The 24629-nt window shown below is 56.8% G+C and carries 28 protein-coding genes; 18 read left to right on the forward strand and 10 right to left on the reverse strand.

Features of this window, described 5'->3' with window-relative positions:
- Positions 1-50 precede the first annotated feature (50 nt).
- Together F6V25_RS14590 and F6V25_RS14595 are read left to right on the forward strand one after the other, a co-directional pair.
- The gene (locus tag F6V25_RS14590) at positions 51-437 is read left to right on the forward strand and encodes a hypothetical protein (RefSeq protein WP_151129352.1); all 387 of its coding nucleotides are present in this window, start codon (positions 51-53) and stop codon (positions 435-437) included.
- 539 nt (positions 438-976) lie between these two features.
- On the forward strand, positions 977-1321 hold the full coding sequence (locus tag F6V25_RS14595) for a cupin domain-containing protein (RefSeq protein ID WP_151129353.1): 345 nt from the start codon (positions 977-979) through the stop codon (positions 1319-1321).
- A 73-nt stretch (positions 1322-1394) separates the two neighbouring features.
- Here F6V25_RS14595 and F6V25_RS14600 read toward each other — a convergent pair whose 3' ends face one another.
- Positions 1395-2081 (reverse strand): DUF554 domain-containing protein, encoded by a 687-nt coding sequence (locus F6V25_RS14600; RefSeq protein WP_151129354.1) that lies wholly within the window; start codon positions 2079-2081, stop codon positions 1395-1397.
- 392 nt (positions 2082-2473) lie between these two features.
- Between F6V25_RS14600 and F6V25_RS14605 the strand changes: the two genes are divergently transcribed.
- On the forward strand, positions 2474-3679 hold the full coding sequence (locus F6V25_RS14605) for an aldo/keto reductase (RefSeq protein ID WP_151129355.1): 1206 nt from the start codon (positions 2474-2476) through the stop codon (positions 3677-3679).
- Positions 3680-3756: 77 nt separating this feature from the next.
- On the opposite strand, the gene F6V25_RS14610 is transcribed toward F6V25_RS14605, so the two are convergent.
- From F6V25_RS14610 to F6V25_RS14635, 6 genes are all read right to left on the reverse strand, one after another.
- Complete coding sequence (locus tag F6V25_RS14610; RefSeq protein WP_151129356.1) at positions 3757-4116, reverse strand: ArsR/SmtB family transcription factor; 360 nt, start codon at positions 4114-4116, stop codon at positions 3757-3759.
- Entirely contained in the window at positions 4103-4564 is a 462-nt protein-coding gene (locus F6V25_RS14615; RefSeq protein ID WP_151129357.1) for an SRPBCC family protein, read from the reverse strand. The genes F6V25_RS14610 and F6V25_RS14615 overlap by 14 nt, the downstream gene beginning before the upstream one ends.
- A 286-nt stretch (positions 4565-4850) precedes the next feature.
- Positions 4851-5141, reverse strand: a complete 291-nt coding sequence (locus F6V25_RS14620; RefSeq protein ID WP_151129358.1) for a PilZ domain-containing protein — start codon at positions 5139-5141, stop codon at positions 4851-4853.
- Positions 5142-5502: 361 nt separating this feature from the next.
- A complete protein-coding gene (locus F6V25_RS14625) occupies positions 5503-5772 on the reverse strand; it encodes a PilZ domain-containing protein (protein WP_151129359.1) in 270 nt (89 codons plus the stop codon).
- Positions 5773-5861: 89 nt separating this feature from the next.
- Positions 5862-6194, reverse strand: a complete 333-nt coding sequence (locus tag F6V25_RS14630) for a DUF3024 domain-containing protein (protein ID WP_151129360.1) — start codon at positions 6192-6194, stop codon at positions 5862-5864.
- A 300-nt stretch (positions 6195-6494) separates the two neighbouring features.
- The gene (locus F6V25_RS14635) at positions 6495-6803 is read right to left on the reverse strand and encodes a hypothetical protein (RefSeq protein ID WP_151129361.1); all 309 of its coding nucleotides are present in this window, start codon (positions 6801-6803) and stop codon (positions 6495-6497) included.
- Between the two features lie 273 nt (positions 6804-7076).
- Here F6V25_RS14635 and F6V25_RS14640 point away from each other — a divergent pair, with 273 nt between their 5' ends.
- From F6V25_RS14640 to F6V25_RS14665, 6 genes are all read left to right on the forward strand, one after another.
- Positions 7077-7436, forward strand: coding sequence for a PilZ domain-containing protein (locus F6V25_RS14640; protein ID WP_151129362.1), 360 nt, complete (start codon positions 7077-7079; stop codon positions 7434-7436).
- Between the two features lie 324 nt (positions 7437-7760).
- On the forward strand, positions 7761-8360 hold the full coding sequence (locus F6V25_RS14645; protein ID WP_151129363.1) for an outer membrane protein: 600 nt from the start codon (positions 7761-7763) through the stop codon (positions 8358-8360).
- Positions 8361-8525: 165 nt separating this feature from the next.
- Entirely contained in the window at positions 8526-8834 is a 309-nt protein-coding gene (locus F6V25_RS14650) for a type II toxin-antitoxin system MqsR family toxin (RefSeq protein WP_149306465.1), read from the forward strand.
- The gene (locus F6V25_RS14655) at positions 8827-9240 is read left to right on the forward strand and encodes a type II toxin-antitoxin system MqsA family antitoxin (RefSeq protein ID WP_188055298.1); all 414 of its coding nucleotides are present in this window, start codon (positions 8827-8829) and stop codon (positions 9238-9240) included. The genes F6V25_RS14650 and F6V25_RS14655 overlap by 8 nt, the downstream gene beginning before the upstream one ends.
- A gap of 421 nt (positions 9241-9661) precedes the next feature.
- Positions 9662-13288, forward strand: coding sequence for an SIR2 family protein (locus F6V25_RS14660; RefSeq protein ID WP_151129364.1), 3627 nt, complete (start codon positions 9662-9664; stop codon positions 13286-13288).
- A gap of 160 nt (positions 13289-13448) precedes the next feature.
- Positions 13449-14714: a DUF5677 domain-containing protein gene (locus F6V25_RS14665; RefSeq protein WP_151129365.1), complete on the forward strand. Its 1266-nt coding sequence runs from the start codon at positions 13449-13451 to the stop codon at positions 14712-14714.
- A gap of 141 nt (positions 14715-14855) precedes the next feature.
- On the opposite strand, the gene F6V25_RS14670 is transcribed toward F6V25_RS14665, so the two are convergent.
- Positions 14856-15845, reverse strand: coding sequence for a zinc-dependent alcohol dehydrogenase family protein (locus F6V25_RS14670; RefSeq protein ID WP_151129366.1), 990 nt, complete (start codon positions 15843-15845; stop codon positions 14856-14858).
- 25 nt (positions 15846-15870) lie between these two features.
- Positions 15871-16143, reverse strand: coding sequence for a PilZ domain-containing protein (locus F6V25_RS14675; protein WP_151129367.1), 273 nt, complete (start codon positions 16141-16143; stop codon positions 15871-15873).
- 436 nt (positions 16144-16579) lie between these two features.
- Here F6V25_RS14675 and F6V25_RS14680 point away from each other — a divergent pair, with 436 nt between their 5' ends.
- The 9 genes from F6V25_RS14680 (at position 16580) to F6V25_RS14715 (ending at position 23896) form a co-directional block, all read left to right on the forward strand.
- A complete protein-coding gene (locus F6V25_RS14680) occupies positions 16580-16870 on the forward strand; it encodes a sll1863 family stress response protein (protein ID WP_151129368.1) in 291 nt (96 codons plus the stop codon).
- A gap of 96 nt (positions 16871-16966) precedes the next feature.
- Positions 16967-17584: an outer membrane beta-barrel protein gene (locus F6V25_RS14685; RefSeq protein WP_246167059.1), complete on the forward strand. Its 618-nt coding sequence runs from the start codon at positions 16967-16969 to the stop codon at positions 17582-17584.
- Positions 17585-17777: 193 nt separating this feature from the next.
- Positions 17778-18209 (forward strand): bacteriohemerythrin, encoded by a 432-nt coding sequence (locus F6V25_RS14690; protein WP_151129369.1) that lies wholly within the window; start codon positions 17778-17780, stop codon positions 18207-18209.
- Positions 18190-18357: a hypothetical protein gene (locus F6V25_RS17075; protein ID WP_191966212.1), complete on the forward strand. Its 168-nt coding sequence runs from the start codon at positions 18190-18192 to the stop codon at positions 18355-18357. The genes F6V25_RS14690 and F6V25_RS17075 overlap by 20 nt, the downstream gene beginning before the upstream one ends.
- A 341-nt stretch (positions 18358-18698) precedes the next feature.
- Entirely contained in the window at positions 18699-20693 is a 1995-nt protein-coding gene (locus F6V25_RS17460) for a methyl-accepting chemotaxis protein (protein ID WP_191966213.1), read from the forward strand.
- 341 nt (positions 20694-21034) lie between these two features.
- Positions 21035-21946: a DUF6268 family outer membrane beta-barrel protein gene (locus F6V25_RS14700; RefSeq protein ID WP_151129371.1), complete on the forward strand. Its 912-nt coding sequence runs from the start codon at positions 21035-21037 to the stop codon at positions 21944-21946.
- 128 nt (positions 21947-22074) lie between these two features.
- Positions 22075-22569 (forward strand): cytochrome P460 family protein, encoded by a 495-nt coding sequence (locus F6V25_RS14705; protein ID WP_151129372.1) that lies wholly within the window; start codon positions 22075-22077, stop codon positions 22567-22569.
- A gap of 311 nt (positions 22570-22880) precedes the next feature.
- Complete coding sequence (locus F6V25_RS14710) at positions 22881-23309, forward strand: hypothetical protein (RefSeq protein WP_151129373.1); 429 nt, start codon at positions 22881-22883, stop codon at positions 23307-23309.
- 107 nt (positions 23310-23416) lie between these two features.
- A complete protein-coding gene (locus F6V25_RS14715) occupies positions 23417-23896 on the forward strand; it encodes a hypothetical protein (protein ID WP_151129374.1) in 480 nt (159 codons plus the stop codon).
- A 196-nt stretch (positions 23897-24092) separates the two neighbouring features.
- Here the strand turns inward: F6V25_RS14715 and F6V25_RS14720 are convergent, their stop codons facing one another.
- Entirely contained in the window at positions 24093-24542 is a 450-nt protein-coding gene (locus tag F6V25_RS14720) for a universal stress protein (protein WP_151129375.1), read from the reverse strand.
- Positions 24543-24629: the final 87 nt, after the last annotated feature.

The raw sequence follows: 24629 nt of genomic DNA on the forward strand, positions 1-24629 counted from the left end.
GCCTGCCACCTTATTATTCGCTATATATGCCTTATTGATAGGTAAATTAAATGACTATGACGAAAAAAAGGCATTGGTTATTATCAATTTATATTGTTTTATCTATTGTAATGCTATCTATAGGATTTATTTTATTCGGGCATATTTTAGGTGATCCTAGATTCATGCTTATGAAGAAGTTTCCTGACGTTCCCAAATGGGTATATTATGCAATACGTTTTAATTTTTTATTCCACATTATGAGTCTCGTTGCCCTTTTTCATTGGAAAAAGTGGGGATTTTATGGCGCTGCAACAGCTTGTATTATTTCAGTTATTCTAAATATAACCCTTAGTGGTAAAGTGACTGAAAATTTGTCTGGCCTGCTAAGCATTGTAATTCTATTTTGTGTCCTCCAAATTGGCGGAGAACGGAAAGGCTGGACTCAATTGGAATGAGGTAAGTCGAAGAACAATACAACAATAAGGGAACATCCAAACAAAGGAGACGGCCATGGCCAAGAACATCGAGCAAGCAGGAAGGGTCGGGTCTCCAATCTTCAAAATTTGAAATTTCTAGGTCTGGCCCTCCAGCACAACCCACACTTCCTGATATACTTTTAAAAGACCACTCTTTCAAGCTCAGGAGGAGTCTTATGAAACGGTACTGCGGAATCGACTTGCATTCAGGGGCTAATAACAAATAAGCCCCGAAAGTGCCAAGAGGAGAGCCCGATGAGCAACGAACAGCTGGCACCTGAGACGAAAGGCGTTACGGTGAAGTCACTCGCAAAGCAAGTCGGAAGGGTCAGGTCTACAATCTTCAAATTTTGAAATTTCTAGGTCTGGCCCTCCAGCACAACCCACACTTCCTGATATACTTTTAAAAGACCACTCTTTCAAGCTCAGGAGGAGTCTTATGAAACGGTACTGCGGAATCGACTTGCATTCAGGGGCTAATAACAAATAAGCCCCGAAAGTGCCAAGAGGAGAGCCCGATGAGCAACGAACAGCTGGCACCTGAGACGAAAGGCGTTACGGTGAAGTCACTCGCAACGGTTGACCTTGGCCCTGAGATCGAGGGCATGGCAGGGCGCCAACTTCGAATGCGCATGGTGACCATCGAGCCTGGAGGCGTCTTCGGCCCGATTCACGACCACAAAGACAGACCTGGCACCGTCTATATACTGCAAGGAACGATCACTGACCATCGAAATGGGGTTGCTACCGACTATGGACCGGGAGTGGGCTGGCCCGAGGATAGGAACACCACTCACTGGCTTGAGAACAGAGGAACGATTACGGCGGTGGAGATCTCGGTCGATATAGTCAGGCAAGAGTAAGCTCAAGCCCGACATCCAACACGGTCGGGCCTACAATCCTCAAATTTTGAAATTTGCCCTCCAGCGCGACCACTCACGCCCCCCCAAACAGCCACACGAGCCCGACCGCGACAAAGACCGCGGGCAGCAGATTGCCGACCGGAAAGCGCTTGATCCCCACCAGGTCCAGGCCGATGGCGACAATCAACAGGCCGCCGACCGCATTCATCTCCGACACCACGGGTCCGGTCAGCAACGATTTTGCGGAATCGGCCGCCAGGGTGATGCCTCCCTGATAGAGGGCGACCGGCAGCGCCGAAAACAGCACCCCGATCCCCAGCGTCGAGGCCAGGGCGATCGAGGCCACCCCGTCCAGGGCCGCCTTGGCGTAGAGGATGGTCGGCGTGCCACTGAAGGCGTCCTGAAGCGCCCCCATGATTGCCATGGCGCCGACACAAAACAGGAGACTGGCGGCAACGAAGCCTTCGGCAATATCACCGGCGCCGCGACAACGCCCCTGCAACCACAGGCCGAACGATTCCAGGCGCGCCTCGATCCCCATGAGTTCGCCCAGGATGCCGCCCAGTATCAGGCTGCCGATCACGATCATCGGCTGTTTGCTCTTCAGAGCCAGTTGCAGCCCGATGAGCACGACGCTCAACCCCAAACCGACCATGACCGTTTGACGTATCCTGGCGGGGATGATGCGCCCCGCATAACGGCCGACCAGCGCGCCGGCGCAGATTGCGGCTACATTTACAATGGTTCCGGTCAATATCACCGTTCAACTCCTCGATAATCGTTTCGAACAGCTTCCTCGCGTTGCTTCCAGGGGGCAGGGTCCGGGCACCGCCATCCCCCGAAGAGCGCGGAGCGGCAGCCCCCCGGCGGAGGGACACGTCGTTCTCCGCGCCCCCGTGGCTCTGTGGCCGACGGTATTCTGTACCACAGGCTCGGGAAATCGCAAAATCAAAACGGCATGCGGCGCCCACCCTGCGGATCATTCGCCGTTTCCGCCCGTATCGCCCCCGGCCCCCCGACCGGCCCGGCCGTGCCGCATTCGCGAGGAATAGGCAAGCAATCGACAGGAACGGGTATTGAGATTGCGGTCCATTGCACCTAGTATAAAGTCATTTATACTTTAAGAAGTCTTTAGCGCAAAGGAGGTCTACCGTGCAATACAGAACAATGCCGAAGAACGGGGATGAGCTCTCCGTCCTGGGGTTCGGGTGCATGCGCCTGCCCGCCAAGGACGGCAGGATCGATGAACCGCGGGCCATCGCCCAGATCCGCCAGGCCATCGACAACGGGGTGAATTACGTCGACACGGCGTGGCCGTACCACGGCGGCGAGAGCGAAATCGTGCTAGGAAAGGCCCTGAAGGACGGCTACCGGGAGCGGGTCAAGGTCGCGACCAAGCTCCCCTCGTGGATGATCAAGAGCCGCGCCGACATGGACCGCTACCTGGCCGCCCAATTGGAGAAACTGGGCATCGACCGCATCGATTACTACCTGGTCCATAGCCTGGACGGCCCCCAGTGGGATACCATGGCAAGCCTGGGCGTCGCGGATTTTCTCGACCAGGCCAAGGCCGACGGGCGGATCGGCAATGCCGGCTTCTCCTTCCACGGCCTGGGGCCGGACTTCACGCGGATCGTGGATGCCTACCCCTGGGTGTTTTGCCAGATCCAGTACAACTTCCTGGACCAGGAGTACCAGGCCGGCGCCGCGGGGCTGCGCTACGCCGCCGCCAAGGGGCTGGGGGTGATCGTCATGGAACCGCTGCGGGGAGGAAACCTGGGGCTCCCGACGCCGCCGCCCGCCGTGGCCGCGATCTGGGACGAGGCGAAGGTGCGCCGCCCGCCGGTGGAATGGGCCCTGCGCTGGGTATGGAACCACCCGGAGGTCACGCTGCTGCTCTCGGGCATGAACGAGGAGCGTCATATCGAGGAGAACCTGGCCATCGCGGATTCGGCCCTGAGCGGCGCCCTGACCGGCGAGGAACTGGCCCTGGTGGACCGGGCCGGCAGGAAGTACCAGGAGCTGATGAAGGTCGGCTGCACCGGCTGCGGCTACTGCATGCCCTGCCCCGCGGGCGTGAATATCCCGGGCTGTTTCGATGTCTACAACAAGATGCACCTGTTCGGCAACACGGAGGAGGCGAAGTTCATGTATTCCATCCGCATGAGCGGCGACCTGCTCAACGACAAGCCGGGGTTCGCCTCCCAGTGCATCGCCTGCGGCGCCTGCCTGGACAAGTGCCCCCAGCAGATCCCGATCCCGGATATCCTGGCCCAGGTGGTCGCCGAGATGGAGGGGCCGGAGCTGCAGGCGCGGGTGGCCACCGCCAAAAGGATCTTCAAGGTCGAGGCACAATAGTTCCCGGAAACAAACAGGGGGCGGGCCGCAACGTCAGGTTGCGGCCCGCCCCGGCGCGGTACGTCCTCCCCTCCCCTTTACCCCTCCACCGCCCGCTTCAGCCTGGTAAGCGCATAATCCCACTGCGCCGCGATCACGTCCAGGGAGCGCCGCGCCTCCTCCAACTGCCCCGGTGCGAACTCCCACAGCCGTTCGCGCCCGACCTTGACGTCACGCACCAGACCCGCCTCCGCCAGCACGCGCAGGTGTTTGGTGACCGCCTGGCGGGAGATCTGTGTGCCGGCCGTGAGTTGGGCAATGGACTGGGAGCCTCCGGCGCACAGGGCGGTGATGAGCCACAGGCGTGTCTCGTCGCCCAAGGCCGCAAAGACCGGCGCCGAAACCTCCGGTGCCGGTCTTTGCGGCGCACCGGTCCCTCGTGCTCTACGGCGCGGCAACGTACTTCTCAATGCTTTCCAACTGGCCTTCCCATCCCTCACTGTGCATGCGGAACGCCTCCAGGCGACGCGCCGCCGGTATCCGGTCGAAGCCGGACTCCACAACGCTCAGCAGGGTGCCTGCCGCGACCTCCTTCAACTCGAATACGACCAGGGTGGTCGGCTCCTTGGAGTAGTCGATCGCCGGATCGGCAGGATAGGGGTGCCAGCGGTAGGAAAACAATTGTTCCGGTTCCAGCCGCTCCACCGTAATATCGAAGACCATGTGTTCGTAGCCCGGATAGGTACTATGTCCCAGCACACGGCCGCCGACTGCGAACGATTGCCCTGCGATGGCCGCGCCGAACCACTCGCCGAATTCCCCGGCATCGGTCAGGGCCCGCCATACCCGCGAACGGGACGCCTTGATCAGGATTTCTCTTTCTATGGTATCTGTCGAAGTGTTCATGTCGTGGTACCTCCTGATTACAAGTATAGTCAACGGGACAAAAAATGCAACCATTTGGTTGCCTTTGTCGGTACAACAACGCCCGATGATCGGGCCAAGGGCCACCTCGTGCATTTTGGAGAGTTGGAGCAGGATGGGCAGGCGGGGAGAGGTCGGATTCCGTCTGGGATTTTCCTGTTTTCCCCCAGAGTTATCAACACCTGTGGGCAACATGAAATGGCGTTAATATTATGCGGCTTTACGACTGCTTACCGTCGGGGGGACGGGGGACGGGGGCCGGGGCCCCTCAGTGCACGGTTTCCCCATAGATGAGTTCGAGGATCTGCACCCCCACGATGGCGCCGCCGAGCCGGGCCACCCGGCAGGTATACTGCACGGGGTAGGCGTCCTGTTTGCCGCCCAGGGTCAGGGCGCACTGGCAGCCGGGATGCACGCCGCCGGGGACCTCGCTGTCCAGATTGACCAGGGCGCCGCTCAGGGAGATGTTCTCGATCTCGCCGGCATAGGCGAGGCCGGCGAAATGCAGGGTGCATTTCGCATGGCCCTCGATCCTGAACCTTTGGCCCATTCTGCCCATGGGATCGGTCGCTTTCCCCAAAAACCGCCTGGAACGTTCTTGGGAGAAAGTATAGCATCCCAAACTTTTTTTGCAGGAAATAGTTGATTTTGGGTCGAAATTTCTTTTAGTTCCCCTAGCCCCCGCCTCAAATACCAGCAAAATAATTCAATTTTTCACGGCATTTTTCATGGGCCGGGGAGCGGAAAAAATTACGGCATCGCTTCGCTTACGGGAGGGTCAGGCAGGTGCGCGGCAGCTACCCGAAGAAAGATGCGCCGCGGGGGCGTAGAGACAGCGGGGCACCTGAAGCAAAAAGGTCGCATATGGGGGGGACGGGCGGCGTAATGGGCAGGGGATGGTACAGGGGGCTCCGCGCGGATCAGGTATCCAGGAATTGCACGCCGAGATGCACCCCTTCCACTCTGACGACCTTGCAGCGGTATTCGACCGCGGTCAACAGGAGTGCCTTCAAGGAACCGATCTCCCCGACCTTGATGCCCTCCTGAACCGGGCCGTCCATCACAATCGAGGCGCCGGTGGTCGAGAGGTTGTCGATCAGGCAACGGTACTTTGCGCCGCCGATGTTCAGCACGCACTGTGTTTTAATGGCGAAGCGCTTGTCGCTCCGTTCCGTTCGTTCCGCTTGCATGCATCTGCCATCCTTTTTTCTATGATTCTACTACCTTTGCCGGCACACGTCTACGCCGTTCGAGCAAAAAAGCCGCCGACCGCCGCCGGCTAATCCCAGAAGATGCCGGTGGGATCGGCCCCCACCTCGGCGACCAGTTTTTCCAGGGTATCCCGGTTGCGCCCCGTGGGGTACGGCTGGCGCCGGTTCTTCCGGTCGTACCAGTACAGGGTCCAGATCTGCGACTCCGGGTCGAATTCGAACTGGGCCACGTTCACGCTGTTCATGATGCTCGGGTCGATGAACAGGGGACGGGTCTCCACCAGGGCCACCCGGTTCCCCCTGGTCTGGTAGGCAAGGGCCACCGCATCGCCGCTCCGCGCCCGGCAGAACGCGCCCAGCAACTCCTCCACCCGCGCCGTTTCCCTATCGGGCAACGCCATTGTGCACGCACCTTTCCCCACGCATCATCTCGCCCATGGCCTGTTATGGCCTGAAACCGTCCCGCTTTTCAATGAAAAATTGCCTGGCACATGAGGAAATTGCGGAGGGAAGGGGGAAATGGGACTGGTAATTTCCATAAAACCGATGGGGCTCGTGTCCCGTGCGGTCAGTCGGGGGAAGTGATTCCTTTGCCATTTTGGCTGGTGCCAAGGTGCGGCGACGCAGGTGCAGCACGGTCTACATCGAGGAGCCGCAACCACGGCAGCGGCCGAAAGAGTCGGAATGACGAGTATGGGATATTAATGGTGCCGTTCGTTCGCCGCCCGCGCCTGTTTGTAAAAATCCGTCGAGCGGTTTTTCTGAATGGCGGCGGTCAACCGGTCGACCAGGCTCCGTTCATCGGTCCGCAGGTCGAAAACGCGCTGCACATCCACGAAGCTGCCGAAGAAGCGCGTTGTGCCGGTCTCCTGGTCCTTCGAGATGAACTTGTCGGCGTACCGCTCGAAACGCGGATCGAGGGTGTAGGTGTCCAGCGCCTCCAGCAGCTTGTCGATACTGTCCGGTTGCTCCTTGTACGATTTAGCGCTGTTTGCTGTAACTTGGGTCATGGTGGTTTCCTTCTGAAATACGGTATTTACGACAACTTCTTCATTATACTCCCGTTCCCGGGACAGGGTATCGTTTTTTTTGCCGCGGCCACGCCCGGATGCCGCCGGCCCCAAGCCATCCCCACCCTTCTCGCCCCGGCGAAGTTTTCCTGCGGGATGGGGTGCCCCCCCGTCCCTATCGGCATTAAGACATTGGAGAATTTTTGCTCGACATGGTATGGTGAACATTTGGAAACAGACTCAGCGTTCAGACTCCTGGTGAGGTGAGGCGACATGACCGTGAACACGAGAAAATTTACGAGGGTGGAAATCTCGGCAGTGGCAACCATCGAGTGCCATGATCAAACCATATCCGGCGAGGTTACGGAGATAAGCCTGCGGGGCCTGTTTATAAAAACCGCCGTCAAGCTCCCGGTCAACCAGCAGGTGTACGTAAAGGCTCGCTGTTTGAAGAAGGAATTCCAATTCCCCGCCACCGTGATCTACGAGCAGGAACAGGGCTTGGGGCTCAAGATCGACGAGATCAACCTCCCGTCCTTTTTTCATTTACGGGAACTTATCGCTTCGAAGCTCGAGGACCCCGATACCGTCATCCAGGAAACATTCATCATGGCCGACATCATAACCGGGTAGCCCGGCGGTCGTTCGCGGTTGTATCATAATGATACAAACAGAGGTCTCCGGGGTATCCAGGGGGCCTTTTTTAATGTGAAAACAGCAGGTTCAAAAGATGGCCAAAATGGTAATTTTTTTAACACTCCCAGGATAGTGTTAATTTTTTTAACATACTGAAATTGTGATTGAAATGTGCAGACCCGTGGCGTAAAAGTGATCTGTCGATCGGATGCGATCTGTTCCATGTGCGCAGGGAAACTCCGATCTGTTATGTCATGCGTTGTTCGCCCCCTGTTCCGCCCAGGAACAGGAGGGCGCATTTAATCCAAGGAGGTTTTTGGCATGAGAATCAAGGCATTGGTGGTGGGATTGTTTTTGGCGGCAACGGCCGGGTCGGCTTGTGCGGCCGGGCCTTATCTCGGGGTCTCGGGCGGCGTGAGCATCTTTCATAATGCCGACATGAAGGTGTCGGGCTTCAGCGGCACGGCAACGACCAACTACAATTCCGGGTATGGTTTTGGCGCCAATGCGGGCTACAATTTTGACCCGGTGAGGCTGGAATTTGAATTCGGCTACCGGAAGGCCGATGTGGACCACCTCTCGGGACCCGGCGGCAGCCTCTCGGTGGACGACACGAATCTCAAAGTCATGAGCTACCTGGTGAACGGCTACTATGACATCAAAACAGGCACGATCTTCACGCCCTATGTCGGCGCAGGGCTTGGCGTGCTGGATGGCGAACTGCAGGTCCAGGGGACCAAGTATGACGACACGGCGTTCGGTTACCAGGTCGCCGTCGGGACGACAATTGCGGTGGACAAGAATATAGCGCTTGATTTTTCGTACAAGTTCCAGGGCGCCGGGTCCGATTTTTCAAAGGACGGGGTAAGCCTCTCCTACCTGAACAGCAGCTTCTCCGGGGGCTTCCGCTACAGCTTCTGACGGCTGATGTGCTGCTAACCAGGGGCCGGGCCTCCATATACCATTTGGGATACGGGCCCGGCCTTTGTGCGTTATCCCTGGAGGGCAGCCGGGATTGGTAGTTTGCTGGAGAGATGAGAACCAAAATACAGTTGCCAAATTACCCTGAAAGGGTCATTATACAATATGGAAAAGAAGCGGCCTCATTACGACCTGGCCGTCATCAAGCGACAGATGGATGCTGTCGAGACGATGGTGCTGACGACCTCGGCTCGTAACGGCATCAAGAAGGCCAGGATGTCGTTGCAGCAGGCGTGGCAGGTCATGCAGGCGCTCTCCCTGAAGAACTTCCATAAGTCCATGACCGTTTATGGCGACCACAAGGTCTGGCAGGATGTCTATTTCTCCGAGTGGCAGGGTATCGCCCTCTATATCAAATTTCAGAGACTTGATGACTATTTCATCATATCCTTCAAGGAGCGGGACGATGAGTAAGGAATACAACGGGAAAACCTGCCCCGAATGCCTTGAGGGCACCTTGAAACACGGCAGGAAAAAGACCGCCTTCGAGTACCGGGGGCGCGTTCTGGAGTTCGAGCAGGTCGGCGCATGGTGCAACCGCTGCGGCGAGGGTGTCATGACCGGCGCGGAGGCTACGGCTACGGAACCTTTGATTGACCAGTTCATCGCAACGGTTGACAAGGAAGAGGCTGCTGAACTGGCCCGCATCCGCAAACGCCTCAAGCTGACCCAGAAACAGGCGGCGCAGATCACCGGCGGCGGCCATAACGCTTTCTCCCGGTACGAGCGGGGCGAAGCAAAACCGCTGCCGGCGGTCATCAAGCTCATGCGCCTTCTGGATCGGCACCCGGAACTGTTGCAAGAGGTTGTTGCGGCATAGCATGGTATGAATCACGCGGCCCTTCGGGGACGTATCATATTGACACAATCAGAGGCGTCCGGGCGAGTTCCAGGCGTCTTTTTTTGTGTATAAACGGCATGTTATGGGGAATAGGCGTTTTTATGTTAATTTTTTTAACACTTTCTGAGGAGTGTTAATATTTTTAACATATTGATTTTGCAATTGAAATGTGTGTTTTCGGGGAGTAGAAGGGTATGGGGTGATAAAGTAGTTGTGCCCAATAAATAAAATAAGAATGGATTGTAGGTGTATGAGATTCCTCAGCCACAACAGTTCTTCTTAAAATGTGAATAAGTAAAGACGCGATCCCGTCGATCACCCCCTTAATTATTCGTAATAAAATGACCGCAAGTTGATGAATCGGCAATATTTTTAATCAGGTCATTGAACAGGAGATTCCGTGCACGAAAAGTTACCACAAGATTTACTTAATGCTTCTCAGAACAATAAACTAATTCCTCTTGTTGGCGCCGGTGTGTCGATGTCGCTGACCGACAAAGAGGGGAAAAGAATTTTTCCCTGTTGGAGAGAACTGTTGGGGTATGCTGCTGATGAGCTTGAGAAAGCGGGAAAAGAAAAATTCGCCAATGGCATTAAAGCCATGCAGGATCTTGGAGATTTCCAACAGGCTGCTAAACTCGCTCGGCAGGGGCTACAGGGCACACTATGGAATCAATTTTTTAGGAAACACTTTGAAGAACCTTTGCCCCGAATATCCGAGGAAAGCAAGTCGCTACCCAAAGCAATTTGGGGCCTCAGCAACCGGGTTCTGACGCTAAATTATGACAAGGTATTGCGCGTGGCCTGCCCGGATATCCAACGCCTGATTGAATTGGACAATACTAACAAAGCTGAGTTAGCAAGCTTTAAGCGAGGTGATCTCGCAGCCCCTGCTATTTGGCATTTCCATGGTCGAATCGACAATATTTCCACAATGATATTTACCGCCGAAAGCTACGACAAGCTCTATATGGAAACTGATAAAAACTACCTAGCGGCCCTTGATGTTTTCAGGGGGCTGTGCCGTGATCAGCAACTGCTATTTGTCGGCTGTAGCCTTGATGACGCCGAGTTGCTGCACGAGATGGCCAATCAACACAGGCTATTTGATGCCAACACAGGTCCTCATTATGCCATGGTTCATCAGGAACAACATGATGCCATCAAGCAAAAAATTGAAGGGTTACCGATTGAATTGTTAACCTTCGAAAGCTTTGGTGACCCCCTGGTACAGTTGGTCAATGCTATTGCAAAGCATGCACCACAATCCCCCCAAATGGACCAAGCAATAAATCGTCAACATACCAACCATCAGCAGGTGCACGCCAGAAAAAATGGTAAAAAAATAGCCTTACTCTCCGCCAGTCCGATTAATGAGGAACAGCACTATTCAAAACTTCTTAGAGAGTTTAAGAAAATTGATTGTCCTATCGACTACTTTAGTTTGAGTATCGAAAATATCAACAACCTGCAAGGGTATGATTATTTGTTAATATTATCTAAAGTAATTAAGGACAAATTATTGATAGAGGATGACTATCTTTGTAGCAAGCGCATTAGTTTTAAAGAGTTAGAAGATCAAACTGAGAATGAACAGACCGCAGGGGTATTCATTTTTGTCGATCAGTTACCGCCCCCTGACTCCACAGCAGAATTACGCTTACCAACTATAATCTTGGCGGATTTGGAAAAGCAGCAGTTCAATAGTGCCGTCTTTCAGTTGTTCAAGAAGAACAATCTGGACTATTTCGAAAACTGTCAGCTTCTGAATCGTTCTGCTTTTCAACTCTCCCCCTTGATTGAAGGAATCGAGGGCGACAACAATATCAGACACCCAAAGACCCCTCTGCCTGACAGTATCGATCCTAAGACTGTACGCAACTTCATCGGCCGAACCGGTGACCTAGAGCAAATCTGCCGCAAACTGCTGACCCAGGAGGAGGAAGGTGGCGTCCTGACGATCAAGGGTTCCGGCGGTATCGGCAAGACCACCACAGTAAAAAAAATCGCCGTGGCCTTAGCTGAGCGAGGTTATTTCGATGGAGGGATCAGCTTTGTTGAGTGTGAACCAATTACAGATTGCCAGCAGTTTCAATATAAGGTTGCCGGAGCTTTCAATTTGGAACAGGCCGAAGATCTTAAGCGGCATCTACGTGACCACTACGACCAATTATCACGGCTGATCATTCTCGATAATTTTGAAACCTTGCTCTATCTCGGTGATCAGCAAGAAATCAAAACGGTGCTGGGCTTTATTTGTGACTACGCGACGATAGTGATCACTTCGAGGGAGCGGCTTCAAATTGAAGGTGAAGTTGTCTATGAAATGCGCCAGTTTACCACCGATGAGGCTGTAGAATTATTCGCACATTGCCTCGATCAACGAAAAATTGAACCAGGTGAATTGTCTTTCTTACGCCAGGAGATCATCGAAAACATCTTGGACAACAACCCTCTAGCTATAAAATTGATCACCAGAAATATGCCCAAAGGCAAGAATTTTGCCGCATTAAAAGAAGAGTTGGAATCAGATCTGTTCAGCAAAATCAGTGATAGTGATCTGGAGGTTTTTGACGATAATTCGGATCTCAATATTGCCAGAAAAAAATCGATCTATGGTTCGATTCTCTACTCCTACAAACATTTGCTCGACAACGAGCAGCGGGCTTTTGAGCTACTGTCGCTGTTTCCCGACGGTATTGGGCTTGAAACATTTAAGCGGCTGACCCACGGTCAAAAGAATACAAAAAACAGCGGCACAAACGAACTACAGCAAATGATGATTACCGACAAGGTCATCAAAGAACTTGAAAACAAATCTATGATCGAAAACAACAACGGACAAATAAAACTTCAGTCAATAGTAGGCAAATTTGCAGAGGCTCAGCTCCATCGTAGGAATAACATTACACACTATTACTGTAACGCTTTTGAATATAACCGATTATTTGCCATGGCATTAAGAGATCATCAGGATATCAACGAAAGGCGAGCTCTAATAATTTTCAATAGTCAGCAGGGTAATTTCTTAAAAAGCATCATGTATTGTGACAAGGTTAATGTTAATAGTACTGAACTAATTGAATATCTAGAAAACTTATGCGTGCTTTTTATTGATATTTGCTCACTTGGTGGCTTAATTCGTGGACTCTCTGAAATGCGCGACTATTTCAAGGGGGCGGATAGACATTATGTTGATGCGCTTTTGTATTTCGCTAGATATTTTGATGGGGATTTCGATAGTGCCTTTGAAGCTATAAAACAGGCGATACCACTAGATAAGTTAGACACATTTGATAGAGCCAAACCCAACGAACGCTCGACAGCTGAAATTGCGTTATCTGTTTATCAGATGGAAGGTGAAGCGCTGTGTGCAGCAAAACATCGGGCAAGTCATAAGTTCTTAACTCCTAACTACCCGCCTTCATTATTATTATTGGGTGAATTCGATCAACAACTTGCAAATAGCTGTAAACACTATTTTTTCACTTTTGAAGTTCTAGCCAACATGGGGCTATTGGTCTTTGAGGAGATCGATGATTATTTGTCTAAACTCTACGATAAAGCCCATCTTGATCGAATGCAAGTATCTTATATCCGCTCAAAACTGAAGCCTCTGAAGCGGCAAGAGGTTGAGGCTTTGGTCACAGTCAACCCCTATACCAGAGGGCTCAAATGGTTGATGCTGGCTTTTGTCGAAGCAGATGTCAAAAAAGCTGACGAACTATATCAAGAGGCCATCAGTCAACTTGTCCATATCAAATATTATTATGTTGAAGCTCTGTATTTTTACGCAAAATCTCTACGAACACGCAACCCAGCGAAGTTCGAATGTGTTTATCAGCAAGGGTTTGAGTTGGCACAAAAGCACCACTACCGTTTTTTGCAATACTGTTTCGAACAACTGCTTCACCCCACGCTAATTACTTATGATTCTCGCAATTATCCGCTGCCAGATAACGAAAATTTTACTGACTACATCCAGATTTTAATCAAAGAAAATGTACAGCGCAAAAGCCAAAGTTGATGGTAAGCCGCAAGGAGAACCTCAAAAGGATTTTTTCTACAGAATTCATTTTATTGTTGGTGGCCCCCCGATCCCACCACCCAAAATTTGACAAAAGAACAGCCCCCGGCTGCCCTAACCTGCAACCATACCCATCCCGTTCAACCACTCGGTGACCCCAATGAACACACTGCAAGAACTCTTTGAAACGACCCTGGCAAAGACCCTTTCCGAGGAACGGGTTATCGTTCATATCCTTTTGAAGAAATTCCGGGATCAGGGGTTCGTTCTCAGCAACAAGCAGATCAAGGAACTGGAACAGGTCATATCCAGCAAAGCGGATATCGGCACCTTCAAGTTCGACGAAAGCGAGGCCCTGGAACTACCCGAGGATCTGACGGAGTTTGAGAGCAGCGGCGTCCGCATCGAAATCGACCACAAAAAGGACCTGGCCGAGGCGTTCGAGGAGATCGCCAAAAATATGTCCCATTCCCTGCCCGAGATAGCGGTGGAAGTCGCGGATATCATCCTGGACACCTTGAAGAAGAACTTCAAGCAGTATCAAAAACACGCCCGGAAGGAACTCAAACAGTTCAGCGCCGACCTGGACCATACCTGGGGCACGGCCGTCGACCTGCTGGAGATGTTCTATGACATCGCCCTGGAATCGGGAAACAACTTCAACGAATACTATTGGCCCCTGGCGGCCAAGGAGGGCGATCTGGTCTTCGATGTCCTCACACGGCTCCACGCCAAGGGGTGCCGAACCTGCGCGGAGATCATCTGCCTGCTGAAAAACGGCTATGCCGACGGCGCCCACGCCCGGTGGCGCTCCCTGCGCGAAATGGCGGTCATCGCTGCGTTGGTGCGCAGCCACGGCAACGACGTCGCAGAACGGTATCTGTACCATGGCGATATCGAGGAGTACCGGGCGGCCCAACGGTATCAGGCCCACTGCGGGGTGGTGGGGTGCCCGAAGCTGGACGAGGGGGAGTACGCCGCCCTCAAGGACAATTACCTCACCCTGGTCGCCAAATACGGCGCGAGCTATGAAAACGAGTACGGCTGGGCCGCCACGGCGCTGGGCACGGAGGACCCGACCTTTGCCGATCTGGAGGCGGATGTGGGCCCGGACCACCTGCGCCCCTATTACAAAACGGCCTGCCAGAGCGCGCCCGACAGCCCCAGGGGGTTCCTGTCCAAAGCCGGCCTGCTCCCCCAGACATCGGAACTGTCCCTCTCCGGCCCCAGCAATCTCGGCCTGGCCGATCCGGGCCACGGCGCGGCGATCTCGCTGTTGCACATCACCACAGCGCTTTTGACCCTGGATTCCAATCTGGACCGGCTGGTAATCTGCAATGTGCTGCTGAACCTGGAAGGGAAGATCGGCGAGGCGTTTCACGCGGCGCAGGCGGCGGTTGCGGAGCCGGGGACTGCGACACGGTAAATCATCTATAGGCTATTGTTTTGATGCCTCGGAATAATGCCGGGGTTATGCATAGCACCGAAATACAAACGGGGCGGGGCAGGCTCCCAGGCTGTCAAGGCATGCGTGGCATCCCGGAACCCCCGCCCCTGCCCGCTCACGTCACACCGTCACCACGATCTTGCCCTGTTGCAGGTTGGATTCCATGTACCGATGGGCCTCCACAATGTTTTCCAGCGGGAACGTGCGGTCGATGACCGGTTTCAGCGCGCCGGATTCGAGCCCGCTGGAGACGAACTGCTTGCCGCGGGCCAGCATCTCCGGCTCCCTCACGATCTCGAACAGGGTGTACCCCCGCACCGACAACCCCTTGCCCAGGGCTGCGAACAGGGGAAAGGGCGTCGGCGCCGGCGACAATGCCCCGTATTCGAAGATCGTCGCCCCCTGAGCGGCGGCGGCGGCAAGTTTTTCCAGCAGAGGCCCCGCCACGGGATCAAAGACCATGGTTGCTCCTTTCCCGGCGGTAATCGCCATCACCCGCGCCACCAGATCCTCTTCGTCGGTCACGATGACGTGATCCGCCCCCGCCCCCAAAAGAAAATCCTTCTTCCCGGCGCCGCGCGTGGCGGCGATGGCGGTCGCCCCGACATACTTTGCGACCTGGATCGCGGCCAACCCCACGCTGCTGCTCGCCGCGGTGATCACGACGCTCTCGCCTTTCTGCAAGCGGCCGAATTCCACGAGCGCCCCGAAAGCGGTGAGATACTGCATCCAGATCGCCGCACCCTCCACCGGCGTCAGGACCCCCGGATACGGGACGGCCGCATAGGCCGGCACGATGGCACTTTCCCCGTAGACACCGTAGTCGCCGACGGAGAAGGAGGGTATGGTGCTTACCCGGTCCCCGACCTTGATGCCGCTGACGCCCGGCCCCACGGCGTCCACGATCCCCGCCGCCTCATAGCCGATCCGCGAGGGGAGCTTGGGCGCCTCCAGGTACTGTCCCTGGCGGAACATGACTTCGGCGCGGTTCAGGCCGATGGCCGCAACCTTCAGGCGGATCTCTCCCGCACCCGGCTCCACAAGAGGCGCCTCTTCGAGTTTGAGCACCCCGGCATCCCCTGTTTCGTAAAAGCGAACGATCTTCGGCATGGCGTTTCTCCTTTATGGTGGCAATCTACGTTCTGTCATTATCGTCCAGGAATTGCAGGCCCACCTGGGTGGATTTTATCCTGACGACGTTGCACAGGTACTTGACGGGAGGCGACAAGAGAACCGTCAAGGTGCCTATGTCCCCCGTGGTGATGTACTCCTGGTCCGAAGGGATCATGTCGACCGAGGCGCCGGTAGCGGAGAGGTTATCGAGCAGGCACTTGTAGACCGTTCCCCTGACGGCAAACTCGCACTTTGTTATGTACTGCATTCTTTCATCGCTGCGATCATCCAACATGCTGGCTTCCCCCTTGTATCAATGGCATGGCTCCGGTGGTCGAACGGATTGGGCGAACATGCGTGACCGCTTCCAGGAAATGACCAGGCAGATGCTGTTAATTGTACCACCATATAAAAACGCCGCAGGGGATATTGGGGGTCTTCCCTTTCCGTTGCGCCTCTTCGGATGGAGGGGAAAAATGCGGCCAGGCGTATAACCTGCCGCCCCGAGGGAGCCGCCATATATGGCAGTTACGTCAAACTTGACGGCTTCCCCTGACGGTTTTTCCCCTCCCCGCGCCACTGCCCTATTTTTGTCACGCGCAATCGGTCACTTAGACACCCCGCAGCCTCGGGCCTTCCCTGGCATGCTCGTTGCGTTACCCACCCTTGGACAAAGAACGGCAGCATCGTTTTTTCCGTTACTATTTTGAGTTAACCGAAGGAGGTTTGTTATGGGTGACACACGAAAGGCGTACGAGGAGAAGCTCGATGCACAGCTCAAGGAATGGAACGCGCAGATAGCCCTGTTCAAAGCCAAGGCGGAAAAGATGACGGCCGATATGAAGGTCGAGTACGAGAAGGCCATCGAATCCTTGCAGCACAAGCAGGGCGAGGCCGGGATAAAGCTGCGCGAGCTGAAGGCATCCGGCGATGAGGCCTGGGAAGACGTGAAAAAGGGCCTGGAAAAGGCCTGGACCGAAGTCAAGGCCGCCTTCCACGAGGCGACCTCCAAGTTCAAATAGGCCGTCCCAGGAGCCCTTTCATTTGCTATGTGGGCACATTGCGGTATTGTTGAGCGAGATGCACTCGTTCGATACACACGATAGGGGAGGAAGCGTATGAAAAGAAAAATGATTGCGACATGTCTGGTGTTGGTTTGCAGCCTGGTTACCGTCAGTGCCATGGCGGCGGAAACGAATAGTGCGGAGAGCATCAAGGGCAGACTCGGCATCACCGGCGAAATAGGCTTTCTGGTGCCGGCGGACAACGATGCGGTCAGCGCCGGCATTGTGGTCGGGAGGGGGCACACGGATACGGGCTTCATCGGCGGCGGCGGCCTTATCTTCGGTATCCTCGATAATTTCGCGGCGGAATTCGAGATCACCCATACCGGTTTCGGCACGGACACGAACACGGATTTCGATACCACCAATATCTCTCTGGGCGCGCAGTACCGCTATCTCAACCTCCCGGTTAAAAAACTGGTCCCCTATGTCGGCGCCGGGTTGGACATCCTGATCAACGGGGCCAACAACGGCCTGGATGTGGACACCGTGGCAGGGATACACGTCAAGGCGGGGGTGGACTATTTTGTCATGCGCCAACTGGCCCTGACGTCCGAGCTCAAAGGGGTCATCGCCCCGAATGCCGACATCAAGGCCGGGGGCGGCAAGGTCGGCGAGTTTGATCCCGACAGCTTCTCCATGACCTTCGGGGTACGGTATTTCTTCAACTGACACGGCCCTGCACACGCCAAGGGCCGGCCGATCCCAAGGGCCGGTCAGGTAATCCGTTGACAAAGATGGCCCGGCCATAGCACAATCGCCCATTGTTTACGCAATGGGCGTTTTTTTGGGTAAAAACATCGGGGAAAACGGTAACGCCGCCAGAGCGGCCGACCGGCTGGAAACATAACGGGAGTAGAAGTACATGGAGCATTTCACCTGGAACAACACGTATTCCGTAGCCGATGAAGAGCTGGACAATCATCACAAGGACCTGTTCGGCATATTCAACAAGCTCTACGACACCTGCCTGAAGAAGAATGAAGCCGCCCCCCTGGGTGCGGTCATCGGGGAACTGGCATCCTACAGCGCGTATCACTTCCATGCGGAAGAACAGCATATGAAGGACCTGGACTATAGCGGCCTTGAGCAGCACATCGTCCAGCACCGGGCGTTTGCCGCCAGGATAGACAAGTACCACCATGCCCACGTGGCAAACGAGGTGGTGGTATCCAAGGAGATCGTGCTGCACCTGTGGAAGTGGCTCATCGACCATGTCATGACGGAAGACAAGAAGTATTCATTCAAGCAGAAACGACCGGCGCAAAGGAGCCACCATGACGGACGACAAGCCTGACAACGAACGGACGCTCTCCCTGGAGGAGCTCGTGGTCTCACACAGCTACGAGATGCTGGCCCTGATAACGGTCCTGGAGAAGAAGGGCATCCTGGACCGGGGCGAGATCATCGAGGTGATCAAGGAGTTGCGGAACAGCCAGGGGTGAGGTGCGCCCCGCCCGGAAGCTTTGGCACTGTTACACGGGCGTACGTGCCGACGCGGCATATGGCACGCGGGCGATAACGGCAACGGCGGTTTCCCTGCCCTTTGCGCGATGTTGCCCCCTCACCCGTTCCCCACGATGTACCAAAATTTGCGCGATAATCGTACGGCTTCTGCACCATCGACCACGTCCCTCCCCCCATGCCGCTTTCGCCTATCCCCAAGTTGTTTGACAATTCATATAGATTAATGTACTTATTGCGGTTCTCAAATTAAACATGCCTGTTTTTTATTCACGGCATGCCCGAAGAGAAATGCGACACAAAGCCGGGGGGGAGGAAAAACATGAAGTGGTCGGACCTGAAGGTAAAAACAAAGCTGGTATTTTTAACCATTGTGACGTGTGTAGCGGTGGCCGTGGTGGCGGGTCTGGGCCTTTACGGCATCCGCGATACGTCCGGCGGCATCGTGGAAGCCAATGAGGGTCTCAACCAGGTTGCCGTCGCGGACAGCCTGGTGAAGAATTTTCTCACCATCCGCCTGGATCTGGTCTACATGCTGTCCCTTACCGATACCCATCAGTTGGAAGACAAACGGGCCGATATGCTCAAACAGGTGGGCGCGATCCGCGAGGGGATCAAAAAACTCGGCGAAACAAAGATGCCGGACCAGGAGAAGGATCTGCTGAAGCAGTTCGGCGACGGCTTCGAGGCGTACCTGCTCCAGGGGGAAAAATTGGCGAAACAGGCCATTGAGTCGGCGGCCAACGGCGGCAAGGGGCATGAGGCGGTCGTTGACTTTGCCGTAACATCGACAGCGCCGCTCTATGAAAAACCGGCCGCTGCGATTGCCAAGATCGTCGAGACCGAGGTGAAGGCGGCACGGGAGATGACCAAGACCGACACGGAGCGCGCCAGGAAGATCGAGGGGGGCATGGCCGCCATGAGCCTCCTGTGCATCGCCGTTGCGCTCCTGTTCGGCTTCACGATCTTCCGCTCCATCACCCGGCCGCTGGCCAGGGTTATCCAGGTGCTTTCCACCGTCGCCTCCGGGGACCTGAAGGCCCGCTCAGGCCTCGATTCCCACGATGAAATGGGCGTACTGGCGCGCGAAGTGGACGATATGACCCAGAAACTGGCCGATACGATCGGCAAGGTCTCGGTGAGCAGCATCCAGGTATCGGTCGCCGCCAACCGCGTCCACAAGCTGGCCGACGGCCTGGCGCGGAACTCCGAGACCCTCGCCAGCCAGTCCACAACCATCGCCACCGCCAGCGAGGAGATGGCGGCGACGTCGTCCGACATAGCCCGCAACTGCAACGATGCGGCGCAGGAAGGCCAAGGCGCCAGCGAGGTGGCTGTCGCGGGGGCCGATGTGGTGGACGGGACGGTAACGGGAATGGCGCGGATCGCCGAACGGGTCAAGGGCTCGGCACAGATCGTCGAGGAGTTGGGACGCCGCTCCAACCAGATCGGCGAGATCATCGGCACCATCGAGGACATCGCCGACCAGACGAACCTGTTGGCGCTGAACGCGGCCATCGAGGCCGCCCGGGCGGGGGAACAGGGGCGCGGCTTTGCCGTGGTCGCCGACGAGGTCAGGGCTCTGGCCGAACGGACCACCCGGGCGACCCGCGAGATCGGCGAGATGATCAAGTCCATCCAGGAGGAGACCACGTCGGCGGTGGCGGCCATGGAAGAGGGGGTGGCCGAGGTGGAGCGGGGCAGCAAGGGCGCGGCCCAATCGGGAGAGGCGTTGCAGCACATCCTCCAGCGCATCGATGTGGTAACCCAACAGGTCAATCAGATCGCCACGGCCGCCGAAGAGCAAACCGCAACTACCACCGAGGTGTCCCACAATATCATGAATGTCACCGAGATTGCCCACGCGACCTCCAACGAATCGCGGGACATCACCGCCGAAGCCAACAAGCTCACCAGTCTTTCAGCGGCCCTGATGGACGCCATCGGCGCCTTCAAGATCGAAGAGAGCAATTCCCTCATCATCAACAAGGCCAAGAGCGCCCACATGATCTTTGTGGGCAAGATCCGGGCACACCTGGACGGTGCGGCAAAAACCGACCCCTCCACCCTGCCGGACCACCACGGCTGCGCCTTCGGCACATGGTACGACACCACGGGCAGCGAGCATTGCGGCCATCTCCCGACCTTCAAGAGCATTGTCCAGCCCCATGCCAGGGTCCACGAACTGGGCCGTGCCGCCGTCATGGCGCACAACGCCGGCGACCGCGACAAGGCGGCCGAGCTGTGCCAGGAGATGGTGGACAACTCCACCGTCCTGCTCGACATCCTCGGCGAACTGGAAAAGACGTGCGCGTGATGGGCAGAGGGGCACTGTGGGTGCGGCAGCGATACCAGCCGCGGTAACGATACGCGGGGAAGCCGGAGCGGATTCGGCGTTTCTCGGGCAAAACGGCATGGGAAGAGGCACCCGGAGGCAATCCGGGTGCCTCTTTCGTTTCCACGGTGCAGGGACGGCACGCAGCCAAGGGGCGATCGGTGGAGATTGCGGTCAACCGGCTTGACGGGCCGCGCGTTGCCCTCTATTATCGGGGCCATTACAGGGACGCAGCCGGCATGAGCGGCAGCGGCGCCGCCCGTGAGGTATGTTGTCCCGTGGGCTTGGCCCCTACCTGATTTTTTGAAAGAGAGACCGATACCATGACCATGAAGGTTGCGTTTTCCACCCTCTGCTGCCTGATAACGGTTGCCGCATCGTCCTGCGCCCTGGCCCAGGACACCGATGAGGTAACCAAACCGGTTAAAGAGGCCGTGGCCGCCTCCGTGCGGCCGGAGCGCCCCCTCACGGAGGCCACCGTCGATACGACCTGGCTCCCCGCCAGCAAAATCCGCAGCACCGGCGGCGACCTCACCATGGGCGAGGTAAAGGCGGGCTTTAGCCGGCGCTTCGTCGTCACTCCCCAGCTTGACCTGTCTGCGGGTATGAACTACTCGCTCCGGGAAATCGACGCCCCGGACAGCGCCCGCCTGCCCGACGCGCTGCACCTGATCTCCCTGAACCTGGGGGCGGAGTACCATGTCAACAAAGCGCTCACCCTGGGCCTCCGGATTTCCCCATCGGTCGCCAGCGACTTCACGGGATTCACCGGGAGCGATATCCGGGTGCCGGTGGCGGCCCATGCCGGCTTTCAGGTTTCCCGGAGCCTGTTCCTCCTGGGAGGACTCGCCTACACCGGGATGAATCGTTCCTATCCGGTCCTCCCCGTGCTGGGGCTCGTGTACACGCCCACGGAGCAATGGACCTTTGCCCTCGGGTTTCCCCGTACCGGCGCCATCTACCGGCCGGACAAGGATACCGAGCTGTTCGCGGGGGGCGAGTTCGCCGGGGGCGAATACCAACTGCACGATCCCGCCCTGGGAGCCAAGGTCATCACCTACCGGGATTACCGGGCCGTGGCCGGGGCCGAAATCCGGATCTGCTCATTTGCCAAGCTCGGCATCGCCGGGGGCTACGCATTTGCCAGAAAGTTCGTCTTCTACGACAGCAACCGGGCCGATATGAACCTGGACGGCGCCCCCTTCGGCCGCGCAGCCCTCAAGCTGGCCTGGTGACCGGCGGGGGTAAGTGCCCCCCAACCCTCGTCCCCCCATTGCCAACAACCGATTCCCTGCTATGCTTGGCACAGGTGTTCCAATACCGGCAGGGGTGCCGCGCGCGCCTCCGCCCAAAGGGGGAGAGTATGCTGAGAATCGTTGTGGCTTGTATAGCTCTGCTCGCGGTTGCAGGCTCCGGTAGTGCCGTGGACCGGCCGGTGGCTCCCAACGGCATTGCCCTGTATCCCGGTTACCTGAGCTGGAAGGTCGTCGCCCCGTCCTACCGGGAGGACAAGGGGCAGATCCGCATCGTCACCGGCAACGAGATCGCCGTCGCCGCCTTGCGTGCCGGCACGAAGCCGCTCCCGGACGGCAGCGTGCTGGCCAAGGTGGCCTGGAAGGCGGAGAAGCACCCATCCTTCCCGGTCGCCACCGTGCCGGGGGCCTTCGCCCAGGTGGAGTTCATGGTGAAGGATGCCGTGAAGTACAAGGCGACCGGTGGGTGGGGCTATGCCCGGTTTGTGGGGAACGACCTGAAGCCCTACGGCAAGGACGCCGGGTTCGTCCAGGAGTGTTTCGGCTGTCACACGCCGGTGGCGGATAACGATTATCTCTTCACCAGGATCGTTACGGTCCCCTAGGTGACACAAAAACAGCCCGCGGAAACGACAAACAGACGCCTTGAGGCAATCCGGGCGTCTGTTTGCGTCACTGTTGCGCCGGTCGGGATGTCGATGGGGGACGCATGGAGGTGATGCGCGGTGCCGTGCAGGGATGGACAATCGGCAACGGACGTGTTACACGCTCTGTGAACAGCTCTGCGCGCTGGCAGGAAAAGGGCTCGGGATTCGCCCCGTTCGTCTTGGGGATCGTCATGCCCATCCGGTAACGATCGGGCCTGCCCCACCGCGCGTTGGGGACTTGCCAGAAAAACGGATCGGAGCACACGGTCGTGAAACCATTCATCGCTTTCTTGTTCATCGCCGCCGGCGGCAATGCCATCTACCATATCGGGCAAAAGACCTTGTCGGCTACCGCCAACCCCATGATCATCCTCATGGGCGCCTACGGCTTCGCGTTTTTGCTGTCGGCCGCGGCCCTGCCGTTTTTTCAGAGCCCGGCGCACGTTTCCTGCGGCACGCAGGCGTTGCAGTGGCCGGTGGCCGCCCTGGGCGCCGGGGCGTTTTTGATCGAGATCGGCTTCCTGTTCCTCTACCGCACCGGCGGCTCTCTCCAGTGGTCCGGCATCGCGGTCAACGGCCTGGCGGCGCTCATGCTCATCCCGGTCGCCATCCTCGTCTACCGGGAGACCTTCTCGGTCGCGCGCATCATGGGCATCCTCCTGACCCTCGGCGGCCTCGCCCTGATCATGCGGAAGTGACACACGGGACACCAGGTACATTGATTGGTTTGTATCGGCGCCTTCCGAAGCGCATCATGGAGCAACAGCCTGCTACGGATGAACGGGAACGCGAGGAAACCATGCCCATGAGAAGAGCAGCCGCCGGAATCGTTGTCGTCTTTTGCCTGAATGCGCCTGCAAGGGCGGAGATGTTCAAGATCGAGAACCCCGCATCAAACATCTACAATCCCGCGGACCGGATGAATAACCCCAATCCGTTATCGCCCCCCACCCAACCGGCCCAAGAGCCGGCAGCGGCAAAAGAACCAGCGACGGCAACGCCAACCGCAACGCCACCGCCGCCCGAACAGGCTCGGGGACAGCGCGTGCCGCAACAACGGCGCGCGGTCCCGCCAAAAAGCTCTTCGTTCAAAACCGCCCAAGCCTATCTGGCCGCAGCGAACCGGGCCTACACCAGGGGCGACTACAGGAGGTTCCTGGCCATAAGCGAAGAGGCCCTGAACCGGATACGCGCCGGAACGCTCACGGCCTCGAAAAAGACGAAACAGAAGCTGGTCAGGAACAGAGCGATCGGCCGGGGCCTGCTGGAAAAGGGGGACCGGTGAGCCGGCGAGGGGTTGCGGGAGGCGGGCGATAACGGGGCAAGGGGCCAGGGGAGTGCGCTGTGCCCCACAATGAAAACAGCCCCGGCATCCCCTGACAGTGGGGCGGCCGGGGCCACAGGATACCGGCCTCGCCTCTGGCGTCTTCAAAAGTGGTGGCGTCCCCAGGACCTTGAAGGGCGCGCCGCAGCAAGCAAGACTATTTTACCGGGAGCCTGACGCTGAGCACCGGACAGTGCGCCGCCCGGACAACGCGCTCGGCCGTGCTGCCGAAGACGAGATGCTCAAGGCCGGTGCGGCCGTGGGTCCCGATGACGATCAGCGCCGCGCCGGTCTCGTCCGCCTTGGCAATGATCTCCTGAAACGGGACGCCGCTGGCAATAACGGTCTTGTAGTTGCCGTAGTCCGCCAGCTTGTTTTTGCAGAATTTCGCCATCATATCCTTCGCACCCTGGTTGATCTCTTTTTCCAACTCCTCGTAGGTGATCTCGGGGACATAAATCCCGCGCAGGTCGGCCGGCTCGTTGATCACGTGCACGATGGTCAGCTCTGCGTCGAACTGCCTGGCCAGGGCAAGGGCATAGTCGAAGGCGTAATCGGAGTTGTCGGAAAAATCGGTTGCCATCATTATTTTGTCGAATCGTTTCATATGCCGCCTCCTCGCGTTACAACGGTAGAACTGCGCCGGACCTGCCGGGGACGCCATCCGCGGGACCCGTTCGCAAAAAAGCCCTTC

Origin of the sequence: Oryzomonas japonica (assembly GCF_008802365.1) — a bacterium.
GTDB lineage: Bacteria > Desulfobacterota > Desulfuromonadia > Geobacterales > Pseudopelobacteraceae > Oryzomonas > Oryzomonas japonica.

What these genes read in the sequence shown, in the direction of transcription:
- F6V25_RS14590 (WP_151129352.1), top strand. Translation starts at nt 51, where the DNA reads ATGACTATGACGAAAAAAAGGCATTGGTTATTATCAATTTATATTGTT.
- F6V25_RS14595 (WP_151129353.1), top strand. Translation starts at nt 977, where the DNA reads ATGAGCAACGAACAGCTGGCACCTGAGACGAAAGGCGTTACGGTGAAG.
- F6V25_RS14615 (WP_151129357.1), bottom strand. Translation starts at nt 4,564, where the DNA reads ATGAACACTTCGACAGATACCATAGAAAGAGAAATCCTGATCAAGGCG.
- F6V25_RS14620 (WP_151129358.1), bottom strand. Translation starts at nt 5,141, where the DNA reads ATGGGCAGAATGGGCCAAAGGTTCAGGATCGAGGGCCATGCGAAATGC.
- F6V25_RS14625 (WP_151129359.1), bottom strand. Translation starts at nt 5,772, where the DNA reads ATGCAAGCGGAACGAACGGAACGGAGCGACAAGCGCTTCGCCATTAAA.
- F6V25_RS14630 (WP_151129360.1), bottom strand. Translation starts at nt 6,194, where the DNA reads ATGGCGTTGCCCGATAGGGAAACGGCGCGGGTGGAGGAGTTGCTGGGC.
- F6V25_RS14635 (WP_151129361.1), bottom strand. Translation starts at nt 6,803, where the DNA reads ATGACCCAAGTTACAGCAAACAGCGCTAAATCGTACAAGGAGCAACCG.
- F6V25_RS14640 (WP_151129362.1), top strand. Translation starts at nt 7,077, where the DNA reads ATGACCGTGAACACGAGAAAATTTACGAGGGTGGAAATCTCGGCAGTG.
- F6V25_RS14645 (WP_151129363.1), top strand. Translation starts at nt 7,761, where the DNA reads ATGAGAATCAAGGCATTGGTGGTGGGATTGTTTTTGGCGGCAACGGCC.
- F6V25_RS14650 (WP_149306465.1), top strand. Translation starts at nt 8,526, where the DNA reads ATGGAAAAGAAGCGGCCTCATTACGACCTGGCCGTCATCAAGCGACAG.
- F6V25_RS14655 (WP_188055298.1), top strand. Translation starts at nt 8,827, where the DNA reads ATGAGTAAGGAATACAACGGGAAAACCTGCCCCGAATGCCTTGAGGGC.
- F6V25_RS14665 (WP_151129365.1), top strand. Translation starts at nt 13,449, where the DNA reads ATGAACACACTGCAAGAACTCTTTGAAACGACCCTGGCAAAGACCCTT.
- F6V25_RS14670 (WP_151129366.1), bottom strand. Translation starts at nt 15,845, where the DNA reads ATGCCGAAGATCGTTCGCTTTTACGAAACAGGGGATGCCGGGGTGCTC.
- F6V25_RS14675 (WP_151129367.1), bottom strand. Translation starts at nt 16,143, where the DNA reads ATGTTGGATGATCGCAGCGATGAAAGAATGCAGTACATAACAAAGTGC.
- F6V25_RS14680 (WP_151129368.1), top strand. Translation starts at nt 16,580, where the DNA reads ATGGGTGACACACGAAAGGCGTACGAGGAGAAGCTCGATGCACAGCTC.
- F6V25_RS14685 (WP_246167059.1), top strand. Translation starts at nt 16,967, where the DNA reads ATGAAAAGAAAAATGATTGCGACATGTCTGGTGTTGGTTTGCAGCCTG.
- F6V25_RS14690 (WP_151129369.1), top strand. Translation starts at nt 17,778, where the DNA reads ATGGAGCATTTCACCTGGAACAACACGTATTCCGTAGCCGATGAAGAG.
- F6V25_RS17075 (WP_191966212.1), top strand. Translation starts at nt 18,190, where the DNA reads ATGACGGACGACAAGCCTGACAACGAACGGACGCTCTCCCTGGAGGAG.
- F6V25_RS17460 (WP_191966213.1), top strand. Translation starts at nt 18,699, where the DNA reads ATGAAGTGGTCGGACCTGAAGGTAAAAACAAAGCTGGTATTTTTAACC.
- F6V25_RS14700 (WP_151129371.1), top strand. Translation starts at nt 21,035, where the DNA reads ATGACCATGAAGGTTGCGTTTTCCACCCTCTGCTGCCTGATAACGGTT.
- F6V25_RS14705 (WP_151129372.1), top strand. Translation starts at nt 22,075, where the DNA reads ATGCTGAGAATCGTTGTGGCTTGTATAGCTCTGCTCGCGGTTGCAGGC.
- F6V25_RS14715 (WP_151129374.1), top strand. Translation starts at nt 23,417, where the DNA reads ATGAGAAGAGCAGCCGCCGGAATCGTTGTCGTCTTTTGCCTGAATGCG.
- F6V25_RS14720 (WP_151129375.1), bottom strand. Translation starts at nt 24,542, where the DNA reads ATGAAACGATTCGACAAAATAATGATGGCAACCGATTTTTCCGACAAC.